This is a genomic window from Shewanella sp. Isolate7, assembly GCF_022398425.1.
In the GTDB taxonomy this organism is placed as follows: Bacteria; Pseudomonadota; Gammaproteobacteria; order Enterobacterales; family Shewanellaceae; genus Shewanella.
The window spans coordinates 1-19,421 of sequence record NZ_JAKEVJ010000074.1; the positions used below are offsets into that span (position 1 = coordinate 1).

General features: G+C 52.9%; 16 protein-coding genes and 1 pseudogene. 6 read left to right on the forward strand and 11 right to left on the reverse strand.

Annotation, left to right across the window (positions count from 1 at the left end; genetic code table 11):
* Positions 1-204: 204 nt before the first annotated feature.
* On the reverse strand, positions 205-825 hold the full coding sequence (locus L1D47_RS16420) for a c-type cytochrome (RefSeq protein ID WP_041508742.1): 621 nt from the start codon (positions 823-825) through the stop codon (positions 205-207).
* A 169-nt stretch (positions 826-994) separates the two neighbouring features.
* On the opposite strand from L1D47_RS16420, the gene yihA reads away from it, so the two are divergent.
* Positions 995-1,651 carry a ribosome biogenesis GTP-binding protein YihA/YsxC gene (yihA, locus tag L1D47_RS16425; protein ID WP_239886072.1) on the forward strand — a complete coding sequence of 219 codons (657 nt, stop codon included), beginning with the start codon at positions 995-997 and terminating at the stop codon, positions 1,649-1,651.
* 1,047 nt (positions 1,652-2,698) lie between these two features.
* Here yihA and polA read toward each other — a convergent pair.
* Positions 2,699-5,449: a DNA polymerase I gene (gene polA / locus L1D47_RS16430; protein WP_239886073.1), complete on the reverse strand. Its 2,751-nt coding sequence runs from the start codon at positions 5,447-5,449 to the stop codon at positions 2,699-2,701.
* Between the two features lie 388 nt (positions 5,450-5,837).
* Here polA and elbB point away from each other — a divergent pair, with 388 nt between their 5' ends.
* Positions 5,838-6,491, forward strand: a complete 654-nt coding sequence (gene elbB / locus L1D47_RS16435) for an isoprenoid biosynthesis glyoxalase ElbB (RefSeq protein ID WP_239886074.1) — start codon at positions 5,838-5,840, stop codon at positions 6,489-6,491.
* Positions 6,492-6,551: 60 nt separating this feature from the next.
* Here the strand turns inward: elbB and glpG are convergent, their stop codons facing one another.
* The 5 genes from glpG to L1D47_RS16460 all read right to left on the reverse strand — a co-directional run bounded on the left by glpG (position 6,552) and on the right by L1D47_RS16460 (position 11,083).
* Positions 6,552-7,388: a rhomboid family intramembrane serine protease GlpG gene (gene glpG, locus L1D47_RS16440; protein WP_239886075.1), complete on the reverse strand. Its 837-nt coding sequence runs from the start codon at positions 7,386-7,388 to the stop codon at positions 6,552-6,554.
* 15 nt (positions 7,389-7,403) lie between these two features.
* Entirely contained in the window at positions 7,404-7,709 is a 306-nt protein-coding gene (glpE, locus tag L1D47_RS16445) for a thiosulfate sulfurtransferase GlpE (protein ID WP_239886076.1), read from the reverse strand.
* An 88-nt stretch (positions 7,710-7,797) separates the two neighbouring features.
* Positions 7,798-8,823: an L-threonine 3-dehydrogenase gene (tdh, locus tag L1D47_RS16450; RefSeq protein WP_041508748.1), complete on the reverse strand. Its 1,026-nt coding sequence runs from the start codon at positions 8,821-8,823 to the stop codon at positions 7,798-7,800.
* Positions 8,824-8,833: 10 nt separating this feature from the next.
* The gene (locus L1D47_RS16455; protein WP_239886077.1) at positions 8,834-10,027 is read right to left on the reverse strand and encodes a glycine C-acetyltransferase; all 1,194 of its coding nucleotides are present in this window, start codon (positions 10,025-10,027) and stop codon (positions 8,834-8,836) included.
* 402 nt (positions 10,028-10,429) lie between these two features.
* Positions 10,430-11,083: a TetR/AcrR family transcriptional regulator gene (locus L1D47_RS16460; RefSeq protein ID WP_041508750.1), complete on the reverse strand. Its 654-nt coding sequence runs from the start codon at positions 11,081-11,083 to the stop codon at positions 10,430-10,432.
* Between the two features lie 286 nt (positions 11,084-11,369).
* On the opposite strand from L1D47_RS16460, the gene waaA reads away from it, so the two are divergent.
* Entirely contained in the window at positions 11,370-12,635 is a 1,266-nt protein-coding gene (waaA, locus tag L1D47_RS16465; protein WP_239886078.1) for a lipid IV(A) 3-deoxy-D-manno-octulosonic acid transferase, read from the forward strand.
* A gap of 37 nt (positions 12,636-12,672) precedes the next feature.
* Here the strand turns inward: waaA and L1D47_RS16470 are convergent, their stop codons facing one another.
* The 4 genes from L1D47_RS16470 to rfbC all read right to left on the reverse strand — a co-directional run bounded on the left by L1D47_RS16470 (position 12,673) and on the right by rfbC (position 15,994).
* Positions 12,673-13,398 (reverse strand): 3-deoxy-D-manno-octulosonic acid kinase, encoded by a 726-nt coding sequence (locus L1D47_RS16470; RefSeq protein ID WP_239886079.1) that lies wholly within the window; start codon positions 13,396-13,398, stop codon positions 12,673-12,675.
* A 65-nt stretch (positions 13,399-13,463) separates the two neighbouring features.
* A complete protein-coding gene (rfbD, locus tag L1D47_RS16475) occupies positions 13,464-14,357 on the reverse strand; it encodes a dTDP-4-dehydrorhamnose reductase (RefSeq protein WP_239886080.1) in 894 nt (297 codons plus the stop codon).
* A gap of 13 nt (positions 14,358-14,370) precedes the next feature.
* The gene (rfbB, locus tag L1D47_RS16480; RefSeq protein WP_239886081.1) at positions 14,371-15,453 is read right to left on the reverse strand and encodes a dTDP-glucose 4,6-dehydratase; all 1,083 of its coding nucleotides are present in this window, start codon (positions 15,451-15,453) and stop codon (positions 14,371-14,373) included.
* A complete protein-coding gene (rfbC, locus tag L1D47_RS16485) occupies positions 15,446-15,994 on the reverse strand; it encodes a dTDP-4-dehydrorhamnose 3,5-epimerase (protein WP_239886082.1) in 549 nt (182 codons plus the stop codon). The genes rfbB and rfbC overlap by 8 nt, the downstream gene beginning before the upstream one ends.
* Before the next feature lie 141 nt (positions 15,995-16,135).
* On the opposite strand from rfbC, the gene L1D47_RS16490 reads away from it, so the two are divergent.
* The 3 genes and pseudogenes from L1D47_RS16490 to L1D47_RS16505 all read left to right on the forward strand — a co-directional run.
* A complete protein-coding gene (locus tag L1D47_RS16490) occupies positions 16,136-17,185 on the forward strand; it encodes a glycosyltransferase family 9 protein (RefSeq protein WP_239886083.1) in 1,050 nt (349 codons plus the stop codon).
* A gap of 540 nt (positions 17,186-17,725) precedes the next feature.
* Positions 17,726-18,630, forward strand: a pseudogene (locus tag L1D47_RS16500) (IS5 family transposase).
* Between the two features lie 43 nt (positions 18,631-18,673).
* Positions 18,674-19,421 (forward strand): IS5 family transposase (locus tag L1D47_RS16505; RefSeq protein WP_239886084.1); only part of this gene is annotated, 748 nt, incomplete at its 3' end.

Below are 19,421 nucleotides of genomic sequence, written 5' to 3' on the forward strand. Positions count from 1 at the left end.
TCTTAAATGTAATCACATACCGAAATCTGTTTATTGTTATTAGATAGATTTTATACAAACAGTTGGGTTTACCTCGGTACGGGCACAATTAAAACGAAATCTGTGATCTATGTCAAGCATCAATTTTCAACAGTTTACGTAAACGTAAACTTAAGGTGGTAAAAAAGGGTGGTATTGACCACCCTTTCGCTTTCCAGCGATTAATTACTTAATGCTTGAAATATATTTAGATAGTGCTTCGATATCTTCGCTGGTCAGCTTCTTGGCAACGTCTTGCATCATGCCGTTTAAGTCGTTGTTACGACTTGTATCATGAAACTTATTCAGCTGGATCTTGATATAGTTAGCGTGTTGACCCGCGATGGCTGGGAAGCCAGCTGCTTCTGAGCCTTGACCACTTGGACCGTGACAGGCGATACATGCGGTCACGCCACGTACGGCGTCGCCACCCTTGTATAGCTGCTCGCCTAGCTCAGGCACATCTTTCACTTCGCTCATTGCAAGTTTTTGTGAAGAGAAGTAAGCCGCCAAATCTTCGATATCCTGATCTGATAATGCTGCCGCCATTGGGCTCATCATTGGATCGTTACGGCCTTCTTTGCCACCTGTATGCGCCGCTTGGCGCAGTTCAGTTAGCTGCTTCTTCAGATAAGTTTCTTGTTGACCCGCAAGCTTGGGGTACATGTCGATCATGCTGTTACCATCAACACCGTGACAGGCAGAACAAATGATTGCTTTAGTTTTTCCCGCTTCAGCATCACCTGCTGCTAGAGCCGGAGTTGATAGAGTGGCTAACATTGATAGCGCAATAGCGAACTTTTTCATGGCGTTCCAACTTTTAAGTTAAATTTTTTGTCCTGAGCTTACGAGAGTGACCTGCAAGCGTGATAAAATATGATTTATGTGATCGGGGTAATATTTTACACGAAATTGTGCAAATGTAAGCAAGTCTTCGATATTTAAACTGAAGAAATAACAAATTTTGGGGTGGGTAGTGACTGATTCTCGTATCGATTTTCGACAGGCCAAGTTTTTGATCAGTGCGCCGGATATTGCGCATCTGGATGAGCACTTGCCCGGTGATGTAGGCGTCGAAATTGCCTTTGCCGGTCGTTCTAATGCCGGAAAGTCGAGCGCATTAAACCAATTAACCGAACAGAAGAACCTGGCAAGAACCAGCAAGACACCTGGGCGTACCCAGCTGATCAACGTGTTTGCGCTCGATGAGCACAGACGCTTGGTAGACTTGCCCGGTTATGGTTTCGCGCAGGTGCCCTTGGCCATGAAGAAGAAATGGCAGCAGGCACTGGGGCAATATCTGCAAGAGCGTGCCTGCTTGAGCGGCCTGGTAGTATTGATGGATATTCGCCATCCACTCAAAGATCTCGATATGCAGATGATAGAGTGGGCGGTCGATTGCGATATCCCAGTGCTGGCCTTGCTGACCAAGTGTGACAAGCTGGCGCAGAGCGCCCGCATGAAGACGGTCAACGAGGTGCGTAAGGCGTTGGCGGATTTCGGCGACGGTGTGAAGGTGGAGCCATTTTCTTCCTTGAAGGGCACGGGTAAACCTAAGGTGCTCAGTATTCTCAATGAATGGTGTCATCCAGACTGGCTGATGGAGGCCTTGGCCGACGCCGAGCAAGAGTAGCTCAGGCTAAGTGATGTGTGAATAGAGAGCGCCTCCAGATTGGGGGCGCTTTTTTATGCCTGGTATTTAGGGTCTGTTGACCTTTTCTGTTTGCTTTTGCAGCAGTTTGAAGGTGATTTATACAAGGCAGAGCCAGCGCTGTGTAGTGGTTCTTATCAACCAAAGTTACACAAACTGGCGATAACGCCTTAGAAATGGCCTTCAAACGCTGCCCATGGGGTTCGTCTCAACGCATCCTGCCCATCGTTGTTCGCCATTTACATAGTGCTACTATGCTTCATGACTCTCGCCTTGGGCAAAATGAGTTGAGATTGAACAAAAATTAAACCTGAAAGATCAACAGGCCCTAGCTGATAGGAGAGCGGGCAAAAAAAATGCCGAGGGCTACGCCATCGGCAAAAATACATTAGCTCTTTTGGGGAGAAGCTAAATTTCAACAAGACTCAAGTTCTGTTGGTCATCGACCAACAGTTCTCAGTGGCCATAGGATAGCCCGAATCCCATCTCAATTAAAGCATTTGCTCTAAAATAAATTTCAGACGAAAAAAAGCCCCAGCAAGTAACTTGCTGGGGCGCCATAATTTGGCATTTCACTTAACGTGAAATAAAAAAAGGTCTGAAAGATAGAACATCTTAACCTCTGTACCCTACGCAGAGAATAATACTTCATTGGCCGTATTATGGGAAACTGTTTTTTGTAAAAAACGACAATAATGTGAGCAACGTCTAAAAAAGTGCTCAATAAAGACACAGATTTTGATCTGAAATTTACAAAAAATGCCTTTGAAAGAGCCGTTTAGCTTAAAAGCCCACTTAAGTGAAAAAATATTACTATTTTTGACGATTTTTACGGTGCCAAGGGGGGAAAGAGGGGAAATCCCATGGTAAACAGGCCTGGCAGCATAAAAAATGCCCCGGCAGGGCCGGGGCATCTTCTTCTCTAGGTACTGTTTCCTCGAGGTAATGCTTCGTTGAGCGAATGTTTCCTTGAAACATGGCCTCGTTAGAACATTGTTCCTGTCGAGGCTAGTTCGCTAAGCATCCAGCCTAGTGGGCCTGCTCCCAGTTGTCGCCAATGCCAGCCTCGGCCAGCAGCTCGACATCCAGTGACGCGGCCTGTGCCATTAGTTCGCACACCTTGAGTTTAAGTGAGTCGGCCTTGTTGGCGTCGACCTCAAACACGAGTTCATCGTGCACCTGCATGATCATGGTGATCTCTCCCTGAGTCTCTGTCTCGATCCACTGGGCGATATTGATCATGGCCTTCTTGATGATATCGGCAGCCGTGCCCTGCATGGGGGCGTTGATCGCGGCGCGTTCGGCGGCCTGACGACGCATGGCGTTTCTATCTTTGATAGCCGGCAGGTAGAGTCTACGACCATAGAGGGTCGATACATAGCCCTGTTCGGCCGCAGCCGCGCGGGTATCTTCCATATACTTGAGCACGCCCGGATAGCGTTTGAAGTAGATGTCGATATATTGCTGGGCCTCGTGGCGTGGAATATCGAGCTGGCGCGCCAGGCCGAAGGCCGACATGCCATAGATGAGACCGAAGTTGACTGCCTTGGCGCGGCGGCGTTGCTCGCTGGTGACCTCGCTAAAATCGACGTCGAACACTTCGGCGGCGGTGGCCCTGTGAATATCCTTGCCCTGGGCAAAGGCGCTCAGCAGTCCCTTGTCCTGTGACAGATGCGCCATGATCCTCAGTTCTATCTGCGAATAGTCGGCCGCGAGGATCTTGCGTCCCTCGGGTGCCACGAAGGCGTGGCGAATACGGCGACCCTCTTCGGTACGAATGGGGATATTCTGCAGGTTAGGTTCACTTGATGACAGGCGACCCGTGGCGGCAATCGCCTGATGATAGCTGGTGTGCACGCGGCCAGTCTTGCCATCGACCATGAGCGGCAACTTGTCGGTATAGGTGCTCTTGAGTTTCGACAGACTCCTGTGTTCCAGGATGATCTTGGGCAGTGGATAATCCAGTGCCAACTCGACCAGTACCTCTTCCGCGGTGGACGGCGCGCCTTTAGGGGTCTTCTTCAATACCGGGTAGCCAAGCTTCTCGAAGAAGAGCGCCTGCAGCTGTTTGGTCGACCCCAGGTTAAAGGGCTCGCCGGCGATCTCGTAGGCCTTCTGTTCCAACTCGTCTATCTTGCGAGCCAGTTCGTCGCTCTGCTGACCCAGCAACATGCTGTCGATCAACACCCCTTGACGCTCAATCTGAGACAGGATGGTGACCAGAGGCAGCTCAATGTCGGTAAAGACGCTGGCCAGCTCGCTGGCTTTTTCCAGCCTCGGCCAGAGGTGTTGATGTAACCTAAGTGTGATATCGGCGTCTTCGGCCGCGTAAGGCGCCGCCGTTTCTAGCGGGATCTGGTTGAAGGTTAACTGCTTCACGCCCTTGCCGGCGATCTCTTCGAAGCTGATATTCTTGTGGCCCAGGTATTTCAGTGCCAGGTCGTCCATGTTGTGCTTAGAGGCGACCGAATTAAAGACATAGGACTCGAGCATGGTATCGAAGGCCACTCCCTTGAGGGTGATGCCGACATTGGCCAGTATGCTCATGTCATATTTAAGGTTTTGCCCCACCTTGAGAAGCTTGGCGTCTTCCAGGAGTGGCTTGAGTTTGGCGAGTACCTGCTCGCCGTCGAGCTGCTCTGGTGCACCGGCATAATCGTGGGCCAGCGGTAGGTAGGCGGCCTTGCCCGGTTCGATGGCAAAAGATAGGCCGACTAGCTTGGCCTCCATGTAATTGAGGCTGGTGGTTTCCGTATCTAAGGCAAACAGCGGTGCGGCTGCCAGGGCGTTGAGCCACTCGTCGAAGGCTTCCCAAGTCAGAATGGTATCGTACTGGGCATCGATCGCCTGGGGCGCAGGCGCTTCTTCGGCTTCTTCTTGGCTGTCGCTGCCAGACTTATTGTCTAACACCTCGGCCAGCCAGCGTTTAAATTCCATCTCGCCGTAGCATTTGATTAGCTCGTCGCGATCCGCGTCTTGAATATTGAGCTGGTGCCAGTCTTGCTCCAGCTCGACGTCACACTTGATGGTTGCCAACTCATAGGAGAGCTTAAGCATGTCACCATGTTCGGCGAGTTTGGCCGGCATCGTCTTGGCGCCTCTGAAGCCGAGCTCTGGCATCTTGTTTGGATTGGCAAGGATTGCGTCGACGCCGCCCACACCTTGTAGCATCGCCAGCGCCGTCTTCTCACCGACGCCGGGTAGGCCGGGAATGTTATCCGCCTTATCGCCTTGCAGGGCCAGGAGATCGATGATCAGCTCTGGGCCGACACCAAATTTCTCGCTCACTTCATCAGGGCCGAGGATGGTGTTGGTCATGGTGTTGATCAGGGTGATCTTGTCATCGACCAGCTGCGCCATATCTTTATCGCCGGTACTGATCAGCACGGCACGACCTTCCTGACTGGCCTGCCTGGCGATGGTGCCTATGACATCGTCGGCTTCGACGCCGGGGATACAGACCAAAGGAAGCCCCAGGGCGCGAATGATGCGGTGTAGCGGCTCAATTTGCATCCTGAGATCGTCTGGCATCGGCGGTCTGTGGGCCTTATATTCGGCATACATCTCATTGCGGAAGGTTTTCCCCTTGGCATCGAACACCACCGCCATCTGTGTAGGCTTATATTGGTTGAGCAGGCTGCGTAGCATGTTGATCACGCCATAAACGGCACCCGTGGCCTCACCCTTGGAGTTGGTCAGATGGGGGGGCGCATAGTAGGCGCGGTAAAGATAGGAAGAACCATCCACAAGAATGAGTGGGTTTTTTGCGATATTAGGCATAATTTTATCTATTTTTTCGGTATGCGATGATGGCGCTAGCATGCCATATTAGGGCGATTTCGGCCACGGCAAATTACTCAGCAGCCTGTGGATAAGTCTGTGAGCTAAAAAAGTTTCAGCGAGTAGGTATCACGACGACGAACACAAGCGGGTGATGTAACTTGTTGATTTACTTTTATATTGTATTTTTGTGTGAACTAGGTATTACTTCCGAGTAAAAATTCCTAATTTGTGGATTTATTATTTTGTCATCCATATTAATGCTCTGACTTGGCGAAATTGTTCGGCCTTGTTAGAGTCGATGAACTAACTTAGCATGAAAAATAATCAGATCAACCCTTTTGTTATTTAGTTGTTAAAACCATTCGGTCTATTAAAGGAGTTTTTAATGAAAAAATTTGCTGTTTTATTAAGCGGCGCGGGAGTGTTCGATGGCAGCGAACTTCATGAGGCGGTATTGACTCTGCTGTCGCTGACCCAGGCCGGAGTGAGTTACCAATGTTTTGCACCTAACATCGAGCAGATGCATGTGGTGAATCATCTCACCGGTGAGGTGGCCGTGGGTGAGCATCGCAACGTGCTGGTGGAATCGGCGCGCATCGCCCGTGGCGACATTAAGGCAACGGACGAGCTAGATGTTCAGGCATTCGATGGCCTGGTGATCCCCGGTGGGTTTGGCGCCGCGAAGAACCTGTGTAACTTTGCCGTGGTCGGTAGCGAGTGCGAGGTGGCGCCCAGCGTACAGGCTTTCATCGCTGAATTTGTCGAGGCGAACAAGCCCGTCGGCTTCATCTGTATCTCGCCTGTGATGATCCCTAAGCTCTATGGCGAGAAGGCCAAAGGCACCATAGGCCACGACAGCGAGACGGCTCATGCATTTAATCTGATGGGCGGTGAGCATGTGGACGCCAATGTCGAACAGATAGTTGTCGATGAGGGGCGCAAACTGGTGAGTACACCGGCCTATATGTTGGCCGAGAATATCGCTCAGGCCCATATCGGCATAGATAAGCTGGTGAAGAAGGTGATTGAGCTGGCGTGATCTGAGTTAAGCGCTTGAGGGCCCGCATGTTGCCGGGCCCTTTTTGATCTCAGCTTTGCATCAAGTCAGTCGGCGACTGTCGATAAAACCTTGGGCCAGGCCTACCATCAAGCCGCCGATATGGGCGCCGTTCGCGATGGAGAGACCGAACATATCGGTAAAGCCGAATACCAGCCAGATCAACATAAAGCCTATATAGGCAGGGGGCAGGCCGATGCCTTTCTCGGGACGTTTGACCCCCATGATCCAGGTGTAGCCCACCACGGCATAGACCACGCCCGAGAGGCCACCGAAGTTGGGCCCGCCGATGGCATATTGCAGCACATTCGGTAGAGTGCCGGCGATCAACAGCAGGGTCGCCAGCGGTGTGACACCCAGCTTGTTCTCTATCTTGCCCCCTAAGTACCACCACCAGAGCAGGTTGAAGATGATGTGCATGGCGGAGAAGTGCATTAGGCTCGGCGTAAATACTCGCCATATCTGAGTGGTATCACTACCTGGCACGGCGCCGAAGAAGGAGAGCGCCTCGAAGATGGGGTTGGCAAAGCCGAAGATAAAGCCGAGATAGATTAGCGTGCAGCTCAGCATGACGCTCAGGGTCAAGGGGCCGGCGCCCGACAGGAACTGAGTGGCCAGCTGTAGGCCGGGGGCACCGTAATCTAGCTTGGTGCCCGTGCTGCCGTTCTCCCAGGATGCCTGAAGGTACTTGTCGTCATAGGGATTAAGAACAAAGTGCTCATATTCCTGGCGCGCCTTGGCATAGTCTTGCTCTCGGGTGACATAGAGAGTGACCCCAAGCTCGGCATGTTGCAGCCGGCAATCTATGCCCTGGCCCTTGAGGTAATCGATCAGCGCCTGGGCGGCGCGCTCATTGGGGAGACGACCAAGTTCCAACATATTCACCTCGGGTGATTAATGGGCTTCGCGCCAGGCCTGAAAGCCACCGTCCAGGCTATAGACATCATCGAAACCCTGCTCATGCAGGTATTGTGCGGCGTTCTGGCTGCTGATGCCGTGGTAGCAGACCACTACCAGTGGGCTGTCCATATTGGCCTCGGCGATGTAGCGTGCCAGGTTTTCGTTGTTGAGGTTGGTGGAGCCGGGGATCTGCCCCGTCTCGAAGCTGGCGCCGTCGCGGATATCGACCACCTGTAATTCGGCATTGTCTTCCAGCATATGGATGAGTTGATTGACACTCAGGTGTTGAAAAGCAGACATAGTCAACCTGTAAAGCAAAAGAGGGATAGGATAAGTGTGCAACATGGGGCCGTGAGAGTACAGCCCCGGTTGCGGGTGGTTCGGGGGATTAATCCCAGCTGAGGATCACCTTGCCCGACTGGCCCGAGCGCATGGCGTCGAAACCTGCTTGGAAATCATCGACTTTGTAGTGATGTGTGATGATAGGGGAGATATCCAGCCCAGATTGGATCAGGCTGGCCATCTTGTACCAGGTCTCAAACATCTCACGGCCGTAGATCCCTTTGATGATGAGGCCCTTGAAGATCACCTTGCTCCAGTCGATAGCCATGTCACCGCCGGGAATACCCAGCATGGCGATCTTGCCGCCGTGGTTCATGGTATCCAGCATAGAGTGGAAGGCGGCCGGTACGCCGGACATCTCCAGACCCACATCGAAGCCTTCGGTCATGCCCAGTTCCTGCATCACATCTTCCAGCTTCTCTTTGGCCACATTGACGGCGCGGGTGGCGCCCATCTTCTTGGCCAGTTCGAGGCGGTACTCGTTTACATCTGTGATCACCACATGGCGTGCGCCAACATGACGACAGACGGCTGCTGCCATGATGCCGATAGGGCCTGCGCCTGTGATCAGTACATCTTCGCCCACGAGATCGAACGACAGCGCCGTGTGTACCGCATTGCCGAAAGGATCGAAGATTGAGGCCAGATCGTCAGAGATATCGTCGGGGATCTTAAAGGCGTTGAAGGCCGGGATCACCAGATACTCGGCAAATGCGCCTTCGCGGTTAACGCCTACGCCCGAGGTGTTGCGGCACAGGTGAGTACGGCCCGCGCGGCAGTTGCGGCAGTGACCACAGGTGATGTGGCCTTCGCCCGATACGCGATCGCCAATCTGGAAGCCACGGACTTCCTGGCCAATCTCGACCACTTCGCCCACGTATTCGTGGCCGACCACCATAGGGACGGGGATCGTGTTTTGCGACCATTCGTCCCAGTTGTAGATATGTACGTCGGTGCCACAGATGGCGGTCTTACGAATTTTGATCAGCAGATCGTTGTGGCCAACTTCAGGTTTTGGTGCATCAACCATCCAGATGCCTTCTTCAGGCTTGAGTTTGCTAAGGGCTTTCATCGATAGACTCCTAGATAATTCCCATCTCTTTAGCGATGCGGGTGAAGGCATCGATGGCGCGATCGAGCTGCTCGCGGGTGTGGGCGGCAGACATCTGGGTACGAATACGGGCCTGGCCCTTAGGTACCACAGGGAAGGAGAAGCCGATCACATAGATGTTCTCTTCCAGCAGACGGTTAGCGAAGTCGCTGGCCAGCTTGGCATCGCCAATCATCACAGGGATGATGGCGTGGTCGGCGCCGCCCAGAGTAAAGCCTGCTTCTGTCATCTTCTCGCGGAAGTAACGGCTGTTTTCCCATACGGCTTCACGCAGCGCCTGGCCAGACTTGAGCATCTCCAGCACATGAATCGAGGCGGTGACGATAGAAGGTGCCAGTGAGTTAGAGAAGAGGTAAGGACGTGAGCGTTGACGCAGCCAGTCGATCACCTCTTTCTTGGCGGAGGTAAATCCGCCCGATGCGCCGCCAAGGGCCTTGCCCAGGGTACCTGTGATGATGTCGACTCTGTCCATCACGTCGCAATATTCGTGGGTGCCGCGGCCGTTTTGACCGATGAAACCTACGGCGTGCGAGTCGTCCACCATGACCAGGGCGCCATATTTATCAGCCAGATCGCAAACGCCCTTAAGGTTGGCGATGACGCCGTCCATTGAGAATACGCCGTCGGTGGCGATCAGAATGTGGCGCGCACCGGCTGCCTTTGCCGCCTGCAGCTGTGCTTCCAGATCGGCCATGTCGTTGTTGGCATAGCGGAAACGCTTGGCCTTACACAGACGCACACCGTCGATGATAGAGGCGTGGTTCAGGGCATCTGAGACGATGGCGTCTTCGGCGCCGAGTAGGGTCTCGAATAGGCCGGCATTAGCGTCGAAGCAAGAAGAGTAAAGGATGGTGTCTTCCATGCCGAGGAATTCGCTCAGGCTGGCTTCGAGTTGCTTATGAATATCTTGGGTACCACAGATGAAGCGCACAGACGCCATGCCGAAGCCGTGATCGCTCAGGCCTTGCTGGGCGGCGGCGATCAGTTCGGGGTGATTGGCCAGGCCAAGGTAGTTGTTGGCGCAGAAGTTCATCACTTCGTGGCCGTTGACTTGGATTTCAGTCTTCTGAGGAGAGGCAATAACGCGCTCGCTCTTGTATAAGCCTTCCGCTTTCACTTCAGCCAGCTGCTGATTGATTTGATCGTAGAATGAGGTCGTTGCCACCTGTAGTCTCCTTCTTTCTGTCTCGTTTTATTTTTGTATGCTTTGCTCGGCTCTGCACGCTTGGCAGATAGACTCGAGGAAAGGCGATAAGTTAGGAACCATGTTTAACGCATAAGTCAGGCTTGTCATAGCCAGGTATCGCCCCGTCGATGAATGATTAAGTCTAGTTCAGTTTCGACCATCTATTGTTGCCGACAAGCCTGTCGGAAAAGGGGACGCCTGGGATATGGATCGCGCTAGGCTGGCCGAATTCTAACCTTAAACCCGGCCGGCGCCACATTTTTTTTTGCGCTATTAACTAAGTTAGTGCATGTGCAACTTTCGCATAACAAAAAATAATGCGAAATATCACAACTGGCGGTATCTGATGGCTGTAGAGGCTGGCGCGCAGCCAATGCTCGCCTAGTCTTCCTCTTGTTCAGCCTTAGCCAGGGCCTGGTAGTGTTGCTCCAGCCTGATGAAGGTGGGTTTGGCGGAATCGCTGGCGTAAGCCTTGAAGATCATCAATACCCTTAGCAGACCCTCGTAGAGCGAGGTCTTAGTGATCTGGGTGGCTTCCGAGTGGGTGAGCTGGTTGCTGATCCAGAAACAGGCCACCATACGGATGGTGTCGGCCAAAGGGGTGATCTCGGCATCTTCCAACACCACTACGCCATCTTGTTTCAACTGGCTAAGAATGCTGGTGGCCTTCTTGAGTACCTGTTCATGGGTGACCGTATAGCGTTTGTTGAGCTCTTCGTCGCGGCTGAGGATGATCACCAGGTTGGCGTACATGAAACGGAACTGCCACAGGGTGTAGAAGAGGGCATCGAAGTAGCCGATCAAGAGGTCGACATCCACCTTCTTGCCTTCATAGGGCTGAAAGCCTGTCTCTAGGTGCTGCTCATAGAGGCTGAAGATGGAGCGAATAATGTCTTCTTTATTGCGGAAATGGTAGTAGAGGTTGCCCGGGCTGATCCCCAGATGCGCGGCAATATGGTTGGTGGTGATGCTGCGCTCACCATGTTCGTTAAACAGGGCCAGGGCGGCATGGACGATTTTATCGCGGGTTTTCATCTTGATCCTAAGTCAGGTCGGTTATCTACCAGCGCACTCAAGCGAATAGGCGGACTGGATAATTGGCTACATTCGAGTAAAGGCTCCAGTTGCAACTTATCAGCCAGCGGGTAAAAGTCAATCTATGGCTACTCAGACCAGTTAAGATTAACACCCTGTTTTTCACTCCTTTTATCAATTTGACTAACGCTGTATCGGGTTATTGGCGTTTGCCGCCCGTCGGCGTCAGGCATATGTTACTATTAAGCCCTATGAGTAAATTGCCCCTGTCTAAGTGCCGAGCCCTATGAATCGTACCCTCTATTCAATCTTGCTGTATCTGCTAAGCCCCCTGCTCATTCTTTATTTGGTGATTAGGGCGGTTAAGAGCCCGGATTACCGTGGTCGCTGGGGCGAGCGTTTCGGTTTGGCCAAGCTTTCGAAGGCAGATCTGCTGATTCATTCGGTCTCCATGGGGGAAACCTTGGCGGCGATTCCGCTCATTAAGCAGATACAGGCCGTCAACCCAGATCTTAAACTCACTATCACCACGACCAGCCCGACTGGTTCGGCCGAGGTGCTCAAGGCCTTCGGCGAGTCGGTGCAGCACTGTTACCTGCCCTTCGATCTGCCCCTGTGTGTGGTGCGCTTTCTGGGCCAGCTGCAACCCAAACAAATTATCATCATGGAGACTGAGCTGTGGCCTAATCTTATCCATCAGGCCAAGCGCCGAGGGATCAAGCTGATGTTGGCTAATGCTCGCTTGTCGGAGAAGTCGGCGAATCAGTATCACGCTAGGCCCAAGCTGTCGCTTCCCATGCTGCGTTCTCTGGATCTAATCGCCGCCCAGTCGCCCCAGGCGGCGCAGCGTTTCATCGCCCTTGGGGTCGATGCCGAGCGGGTAAAGGTCACAGGCAGTCTTAAGTTCGACCTCACCATAGCGCCAGACTTGCTCGAGCAGGCCAAGGGGCTACGTCAGCAGTGGCAACGTATGGAGACCCCTGTCTGGGTCGCGGGCAGTGTGCACCCAGGCGAGTTCGACATCATGCTTGCCGCGCATAAGAGTCTGTTGATGCGGTTTCCTCACGCGCTAATGGTCTTGGTGCCCCGGCATCCGGAGCAGTTTGATGCGGCGGCAAGCCGGGTCAAGGCTGCGGGGCTGGTGCTGGCGCGACGTAGTCGTCAAGAGGTGGTAGATGAGCAGACTCAGGTGCTACTCGGCGACACCATGGGCGAGTTGTTGAGCTTCTATGGCGCGGCGGATCAGGCCTTCGTCGGTGGTACCCTGATCGAGAATGGCGGTCATAATCCGCTGGAGCCGGCGGCCATAGGTCTGCCTGTCTATGTGGGGCCTCACCATTGGGACTTTGCCGAGATCACAGGGCTGCTCAAGGAGGCGGGCTCATTGACGCTGGTGCAGAATGGCGATGAGCTGGCTCAGGCCTTGGTGCATAAGTTTGATGATAAGGCGGCCTATCTGAGTGCCAGAGAGGCAGGGCTCGAGGTGGTCGAGGCCAACAAGGGGGCGTTGGCGGCCCAGTTTGCCCTGGCGAGTGAGCTGCTTAAGGCCTAATCTAAGCCCCGTCGCGCATTGAAGCGCAGGGGCTAGGTTATGCCTTTGCATAACCCGCTAACAGCTGCTGCCAATTTTCCTGGGTAAAGTGTAGTTGGGGTGCCTTGCCCTTTTCCTTGTTGAAGGAGCGTAGCAGGCGGTCTAGGTTGGCCTGTTGCCACCTGCTGTCTGGCTGCTTGAGGGCGCCGCGATCGAAGTCGATCAGGGTAAAGTTGTCATCGGCGAGCAGTATGTTCTTGGCATTGAGATCCGCGTGGTAGACGCCGCGGTGATGAAACTTGGCGATACATGCACCGAGCGCCTGCCAAAGCTCCGCAGACATAGGTGACTGCTCTAGTCTGGCCACAAGATCGCGCGCACCCGGTATCCGCTTGATGATGATATCGCCGCGGTAATAGGGACCGCTGCGCTGGATCTGCGCCGCCACCGGCTCAGGTACGGCAAACCCTTCTTCAAACAGCTGCTCCAGCAGAGTGAATTCCGCGATTGCCCGGCAGCGCTTTAGCCCAGTATAGAGATACGCATCGCGGCTGAATTTCTCCATCATGCCACCACGATAGTAGTGCCTGAGTACCCACTCCTCCTCGGGCGCCTGGCTCAATGGATGAGGATTGACAAACCAGGTGGTGTAACGCCCCGTCGAAGAGCCTGTGATGGCGCCTAGCTCTTGCCAGTAATCGAAGGTAAACCAATCAGGGGTGATCGCCTTGAGCGAAGGCTGGTTAAAGACGATACAACCGGCATCGGTAGGTTTTATTTGCATAGATTTACTGGCTCAACGGGCTTGGGTGGTCGCTATGGGGAATTGTACCCGATATTGGCGCCCTGTCAGCCCTCTTTCAGCAGTTGTTGCAGTACCTGGCTAAGATTCACTTGCCAAGGCTTGGCGGGCAGAATGGTTTGTGATTGGCTGCAATCCAGCGCGCTGTAGGGAGGGCGAGGTGCTGGTGCGCCATAGTCTTGGGTGCTGGTGGGGCTAATCTTAGTCGCTTGAGCTATCAGGCCCAGGTTGTAGGCCTGCAGGCCTGTCTCGCGGGCAAATTCATACCAGTTGGTGACCCCGAGATCGCTCCAATGATAGATGGGATCGAGATGAGAGAGTTCAGTGAGTTGCCAAATAAACTCACTCAGGGCGATTGCCGAGGTTGGTGTGCCCCACTGATCGTCGATGATCTTAACGGGCTTGCCCTGAGCCATCAGCTTCAGCATGGTTTTGACGAAGTTCTGCCCGTAGGCTGAGTAGAGCCAGGCGGTGCGCACTATGCAGGCATAGCCTTTCCCCTGCTCTTGAGCTTGACTCGAAGCATTGCTTAGCACCGCCAGCTCGCCGCGCCACTTGGACTTGCCATAAAGGTTCAGGGGCTGGGGCGTATCATCTGGCCGATAGGGTCTGTTTTGCCGACCATCGAACACATAGTCGCTGGAGAGGTGGATGAGCCTAACCCCATGCTCGGCGCAGCAGTCGGCTAACGCCTTCACCGCCAGGTGATTGAGGGCAAACGCCGCCTGGCTGTCTGTCTCGGCGGCATCGACCTGGGTATAGCCGCTGGCATTGATGACTTGCTCATAGCTTTCTTGCTGTAAAACCTGCGCGATCCTCTGGCGGTTTCTGATATCCAGAGCTTCGCGGCCCAGGTAGTCCACCCGGTAGTCGTTAGGCTGAGTCGCCTTGAGTGCCTGGGCAACCTGCCCCAGGCGACCGATCACCAATATTTTTCTCATCGTGCCTGGCCCATTAAGACTGCCTCACCACCCGATGGCACCAATCCAGATGCATCAGATACCAGTTCACGGTTTTCTCAAGGCCGCTGGCGAAGCTTTCACTTGGCTGCCAGCCCAATTTATCGCTGAGCTTACTGGCATCAATGGCGTAACGGGTATCGTGCCCCGGCCTGTCCTGAACGAAACTGATCAGTTGCTTGAAGTCGCTGATGTTGCCTGGTTTCTTATCGACCTTTTGATTCAACAGGTCGCAGATGAGGCTGACCACATCCAGATTGGTCATCTCATTCATGCCGCCTATGTTGTAGCTTTCACCTAACTCGCCCTTGTCAGCCACCTGGCATAGGGCCTCGGCATGATCCTCTACAAATAACCAGTCGCGGACCTGCTTACCATCGCCGTAGAGGGGGATAGGTTTTCCCTGCAGGACGTTGAGCAGTGTCACGGGGATCAGCTTCTCTGGATATTGGTAGGGGCCATAGTTGTTGGAGCAGTTTGATAGCACAACCGGCAGGCCGTAGGTGCGATGCCAGGCCCGTACCAGGTGATCAGCCGCGGCCTTGCTGGCGGAGTAGGGGGAGCTAGGCGCGTAGGGGGACTGCTCGCTAAAAAATTGGGCTTTACCGGATTTGTCTGGGGCGCCTAGATCGCCAAACACCTCGTCGGTGGAGACATGATGCAGACGAAAGCGTGCTGCAACGTCCTCCGGCAGGCTGCGAAAATATTGCAGACACTGCTGCAACAGCTCGAAGGTGCCGACGATATTGGTGTCGATAAAGGCTCTGGGGCCTTCGATAGAGCGATCCACATGGGTCTCTGCCGCCAGGTGGATAACCAGATCTATCTCATGTTGCCTCAGTGCCGCGCCCAGGGTATCACCATCATTGATATCGGCCTGGATGAAATGATAGTTGGGATCTTGCTCGACGGCCGTTAGCGATAGCAGGTTGCCGGCATAGGTGAGCTTGTCATAATTGACGACGCGGCAGTCACCTTGTTTGATGAGGTGACGGATAAGGGCCGAGCCGATGAAGCCCGCGCCGCCGGTGATTAAGATATTGTGCCCGGCCAGCGGGTGAGAGTGCAATTTACTCATAGTAACTGGCCCCGGCGAAACGGCCCGCGGCGGCATCCTTGGGCGAGAGTATAGGCATTACTCCTGTTTGCACTGGCCAGGATATGGCTAGCGTTTCATCGTCCCATCTGATGCCATGTTCATCATTGGGGGCGTAATAGTCGGTGCACTTGTAGAGGCAGTGAGCCTCGGGTGAGATGACATAGAAGCCGTGGGCGAATCCTGGCGGAACCCAGAGCTGGTACTTGTTATCGGCAGAGAGTCTATGCCCCGTCCACTGGCCGAAACTTGGGCTGCTGCGACGCAGGTCGATACACACATCGAAGATCTCGCCGCTGACCACGCGGATAAGCTTGCCTTGGGGCTGGCTGAGTTGATAGTGCAGCCCCCTAAGCGTGCCCTGTAGTGAATGGCTCTGATTTTCCTGCACGAAATCGAGATCAACCAGATGCTCCTTAAACCATCGCTCGCGAAAGGTTTCGAAAAAACAGCCGCGCTCATCGCCGAACACCTGAGGCTCGAGCAGCTTAACGTCTGAAATGTTGGTGTCGTGGATCTTCATAGTGTCATCCGGCCGGTTAACAGGGCCACGGGTTCTAAAGAAAGTTGGTCCCTATGGCGGCCTAACCATGGAACCTAGGGACATTCTACATTAAACTCGTTGCGGATCCTTACACCCTTACTATTTCTCAGCGGCCCCAATATGAGCTTGAATTTGCAGACTGCCCACTCTTTGTGTCTCTTACGTTTATCTGCCATCGGTGACGTGTGTCATGCGGTGGCCATGGTGCAGGCGATTCAGCGTCAGTATCCCGATCTTAAGATCACCTGGGTGATCGGCAAGGTGGAATATCAGTTGCTTAAGCATCTGCCGGGTATCGAGTTTGTGATCTTCGATAAGTCTCAGGGCTGGCGCAGTTACTTTAACCTACGCAAGGCGTTTAAGGGACGTAGATTCGATGTGCTGCTACACATGCAGGTGGCGCTGAGGGCAACCATCGCATCCTTGGCCATCTCGGCCAAGGTGCGCTTAGGGTTCGATCGTGCCAGGGCCAAGGAGGGGCAGTGGCTGGTGACCAATCATAGGGTCGAGCCGCTGGCGACTCCCCATGTGCTCGAGGGCTTCATGGGCTTTGCCAAGGCTGTGGGCGTCACGGATCTTGCGCCTAAGTGGAATATTCCTGTGCCCGTTGCCGATACCGAGTTTGCGCGCGAGCTTATCCCCGATGGAGACAAAACATTGATTATCTGCGCCGCCGCCAGTAAGGCCGAGCGCAACTGGCTGCCCGAGCGTTATGCCAAGGTGGCCGACCATGCGTTGGAGAAAGGTTATCGTGTGCTGCTCTGCGGTGGTCCGGTCTCTATGGAGCGTGAGCTTGCCGAAACCATAGTTACACATGGCGATGCCCGTATCGAGAATCAGGTGGGCAAGACCTCATTGACACAACTCTTGGCGCTGCTGAAACAGGCGAGCATAGTCCTGGCGCCAGACACTGGGCCGGCCCATATGGCGGTGACTCAGGGTACGCCCGTGATAGGCCTCTACGCCCACTCCAATCCTGGGCGCACCGGGCCCTACACTTGTTTAGAGAGTGTGGTCAGCGTCTATGATGAGGCGATTGCCGAGCAGTTTGATACTCAGGTTGCTTGGGGAACTCGCGCTAAAGGTGAGCATCTAATGGAAAAAATCACAGTCGATGCCGTGACGGCAAAGTTAGATTCTTTATTAATGCTCCAGCAAACTCATTCATAATTGTGCTAAAGTGAGTAGGCTAATGTAGATTAATTCTCAACATGATTTAGGTGAAAAAGTCGAGCAGAGATTCGTAGCTTTTTTGCTAATTCAGGAATAAAGAAGCGGCCGTAACTTACGTTTACAACCGATTATGGAGTCTCTGTAGGATCGGTCGAGTAGCTAAACGGTCGGTATTATCTTTTGAGCTCGCCCTTTTTGATGAGTTGCTTTTAAATGGTTCGATTTGAGTTCAAAAAACACTCATGGCCTTACCCAGGGTGAGATTGTGAACAAATTTTAGCCAATCAAATGAGATAAAGCTTTTCAATTTGATGACGTTGTGATCATATACCCTCTTTTGCAGAGATCCTATCATGAGCCTTCTTTCCCTTACCAAGCACTTCGAATATATTGAAGACCATCGACAGGCAACTAAAGTGACCTATCCCTTGTTTGATGTACTGTTTTGGCGTTGTTGCCTAAATCAAATTGAACTATTTTGCTCATCTGCGATCTGATCGTGAAAGCTTACAATCAGGTCACATCATGGGCACAATCATGGGCACAGCCAAGGGCAAAATCACCAACTGGAAGCAATACAATCAAGCCTTAACTCAAAGAGGTTCGTTAACCTTTTGGATGGACGATGCTGCTATCAAGTACTGGTACAATCAACACCCTTCTGGGCGCAGAGGTCGAAGCAATGTGACTCTGCCATCAGCTCTGCGCTCATGATAACGGGCGTGTTTAAGTTACCTCTGCGTGCCTTGTAAGGCTTCATCAACTCGATATTTCGGCTGATGGATGTTGACCTTAAGTCGCCCGACTATAGCTGTATCAGCAAGCGAGCTAAGACGGTTGAGGTCAACTACCGCCTACGCTCTAAGGGACCTGCCAGACATATTGTGATTGATGCGACAGGGCTGAAGGTCTTCGGTGAAAGAGAATGGAAAATCCGTAAGCATGGTAAGGAGAAACGGCGTACATGGCGCAAGGTGCACTTGGCTGTAGATGCCGATACTCACGAGATAGTGAGTGCGGTCGCATCGCTGGATAACGTGCATGACTGTGAAGCACTCCCTACGCTCATTAACCCACTTCGTCGCAAGATAATGCAAGTCTCTGCCGATGGAGCCTATGATACAAAGCATTGCTACGCAGTGCTTCAGCGAAAAGGCATTACAGCCACCATACCGCCAAGAAAGAATGCAGGATATTGGCGTGGTGAGCATCCACGAAACAAGGCCGTAGATGCGCTTAAAACGGGTCAGTTAACATCGTGGAAGCATGATTGTGGCTATCATGAGCGGTCGCTGTCAGAAACAGCTATGTATCGCTATAAGCAACTCATCAACGGCAAACTGAGTCTTCGTGATTACAACGCTCAAGTCGCTGAAATCATGGCAGGAGTTGCAGCGTTGAACAAAATAAGCAGGCTAGGGAAGATGCGAATAAGTCCCTGATGTGAGATCATAGCTACATAGTAAATCACAGCCATTACCGTCCATGAGCCAACAGTTAACTTTTGCCGATAGTGAGTTTTCCAGCAAGCGCCGCCAGACCCGTAAAGAGATTTTCTTATCTCGGATGGACAACCTGTTACCATGGACTCAACTGCTGGAAGTGATTGAGCCCTTTTATCCAAAAGCGGGCAATGGTCGTCGTCCCTATCCACTGGAAACGATGTTCCGCATTCACTGTATGCAGCAATGGTACAGTCTGAGTGATGAGGCGATGGAAGATGCGCTTTACGATAAAGAGATTTTCTTATCTCGGATGGACAACCTGTTACCATGGACTCAACTGCTGGAAGTGATTGAGCCCTTTTATCCAAAAGCGGGCAATGGTCGTCGTCCCTATCCACTGGAAACGATGTTCCGCATTCACTGTATGCAGCAATGGTACAGTCTGAGTGATGAGGCGATGGAAGATGCGCTTTACGAGATTGCTTCGATGCGTCAGTTTGCACAACTGTCACTGGATAAAGCCATTCCTGACCGCACYACCATYATGAATTTCMGGCACTTGCTGGAAAAACACAAACTCACTCGTAAGTTATTCCAAACGGTCAATCAATGGCTGTCGGATTGCGGTGTGATGATGACGCAAGGAACATTGGTAGATGCCACGATTATTCAAGCACCCAGCTCCACTAAAAATAAAAAGAATGAACGTGACCCGGACATGCATCAGACTAAAAAAGGCAATGAATGGCACTTCGGTATGAAAGCTCACATTGGCGTGGATGCAAAGA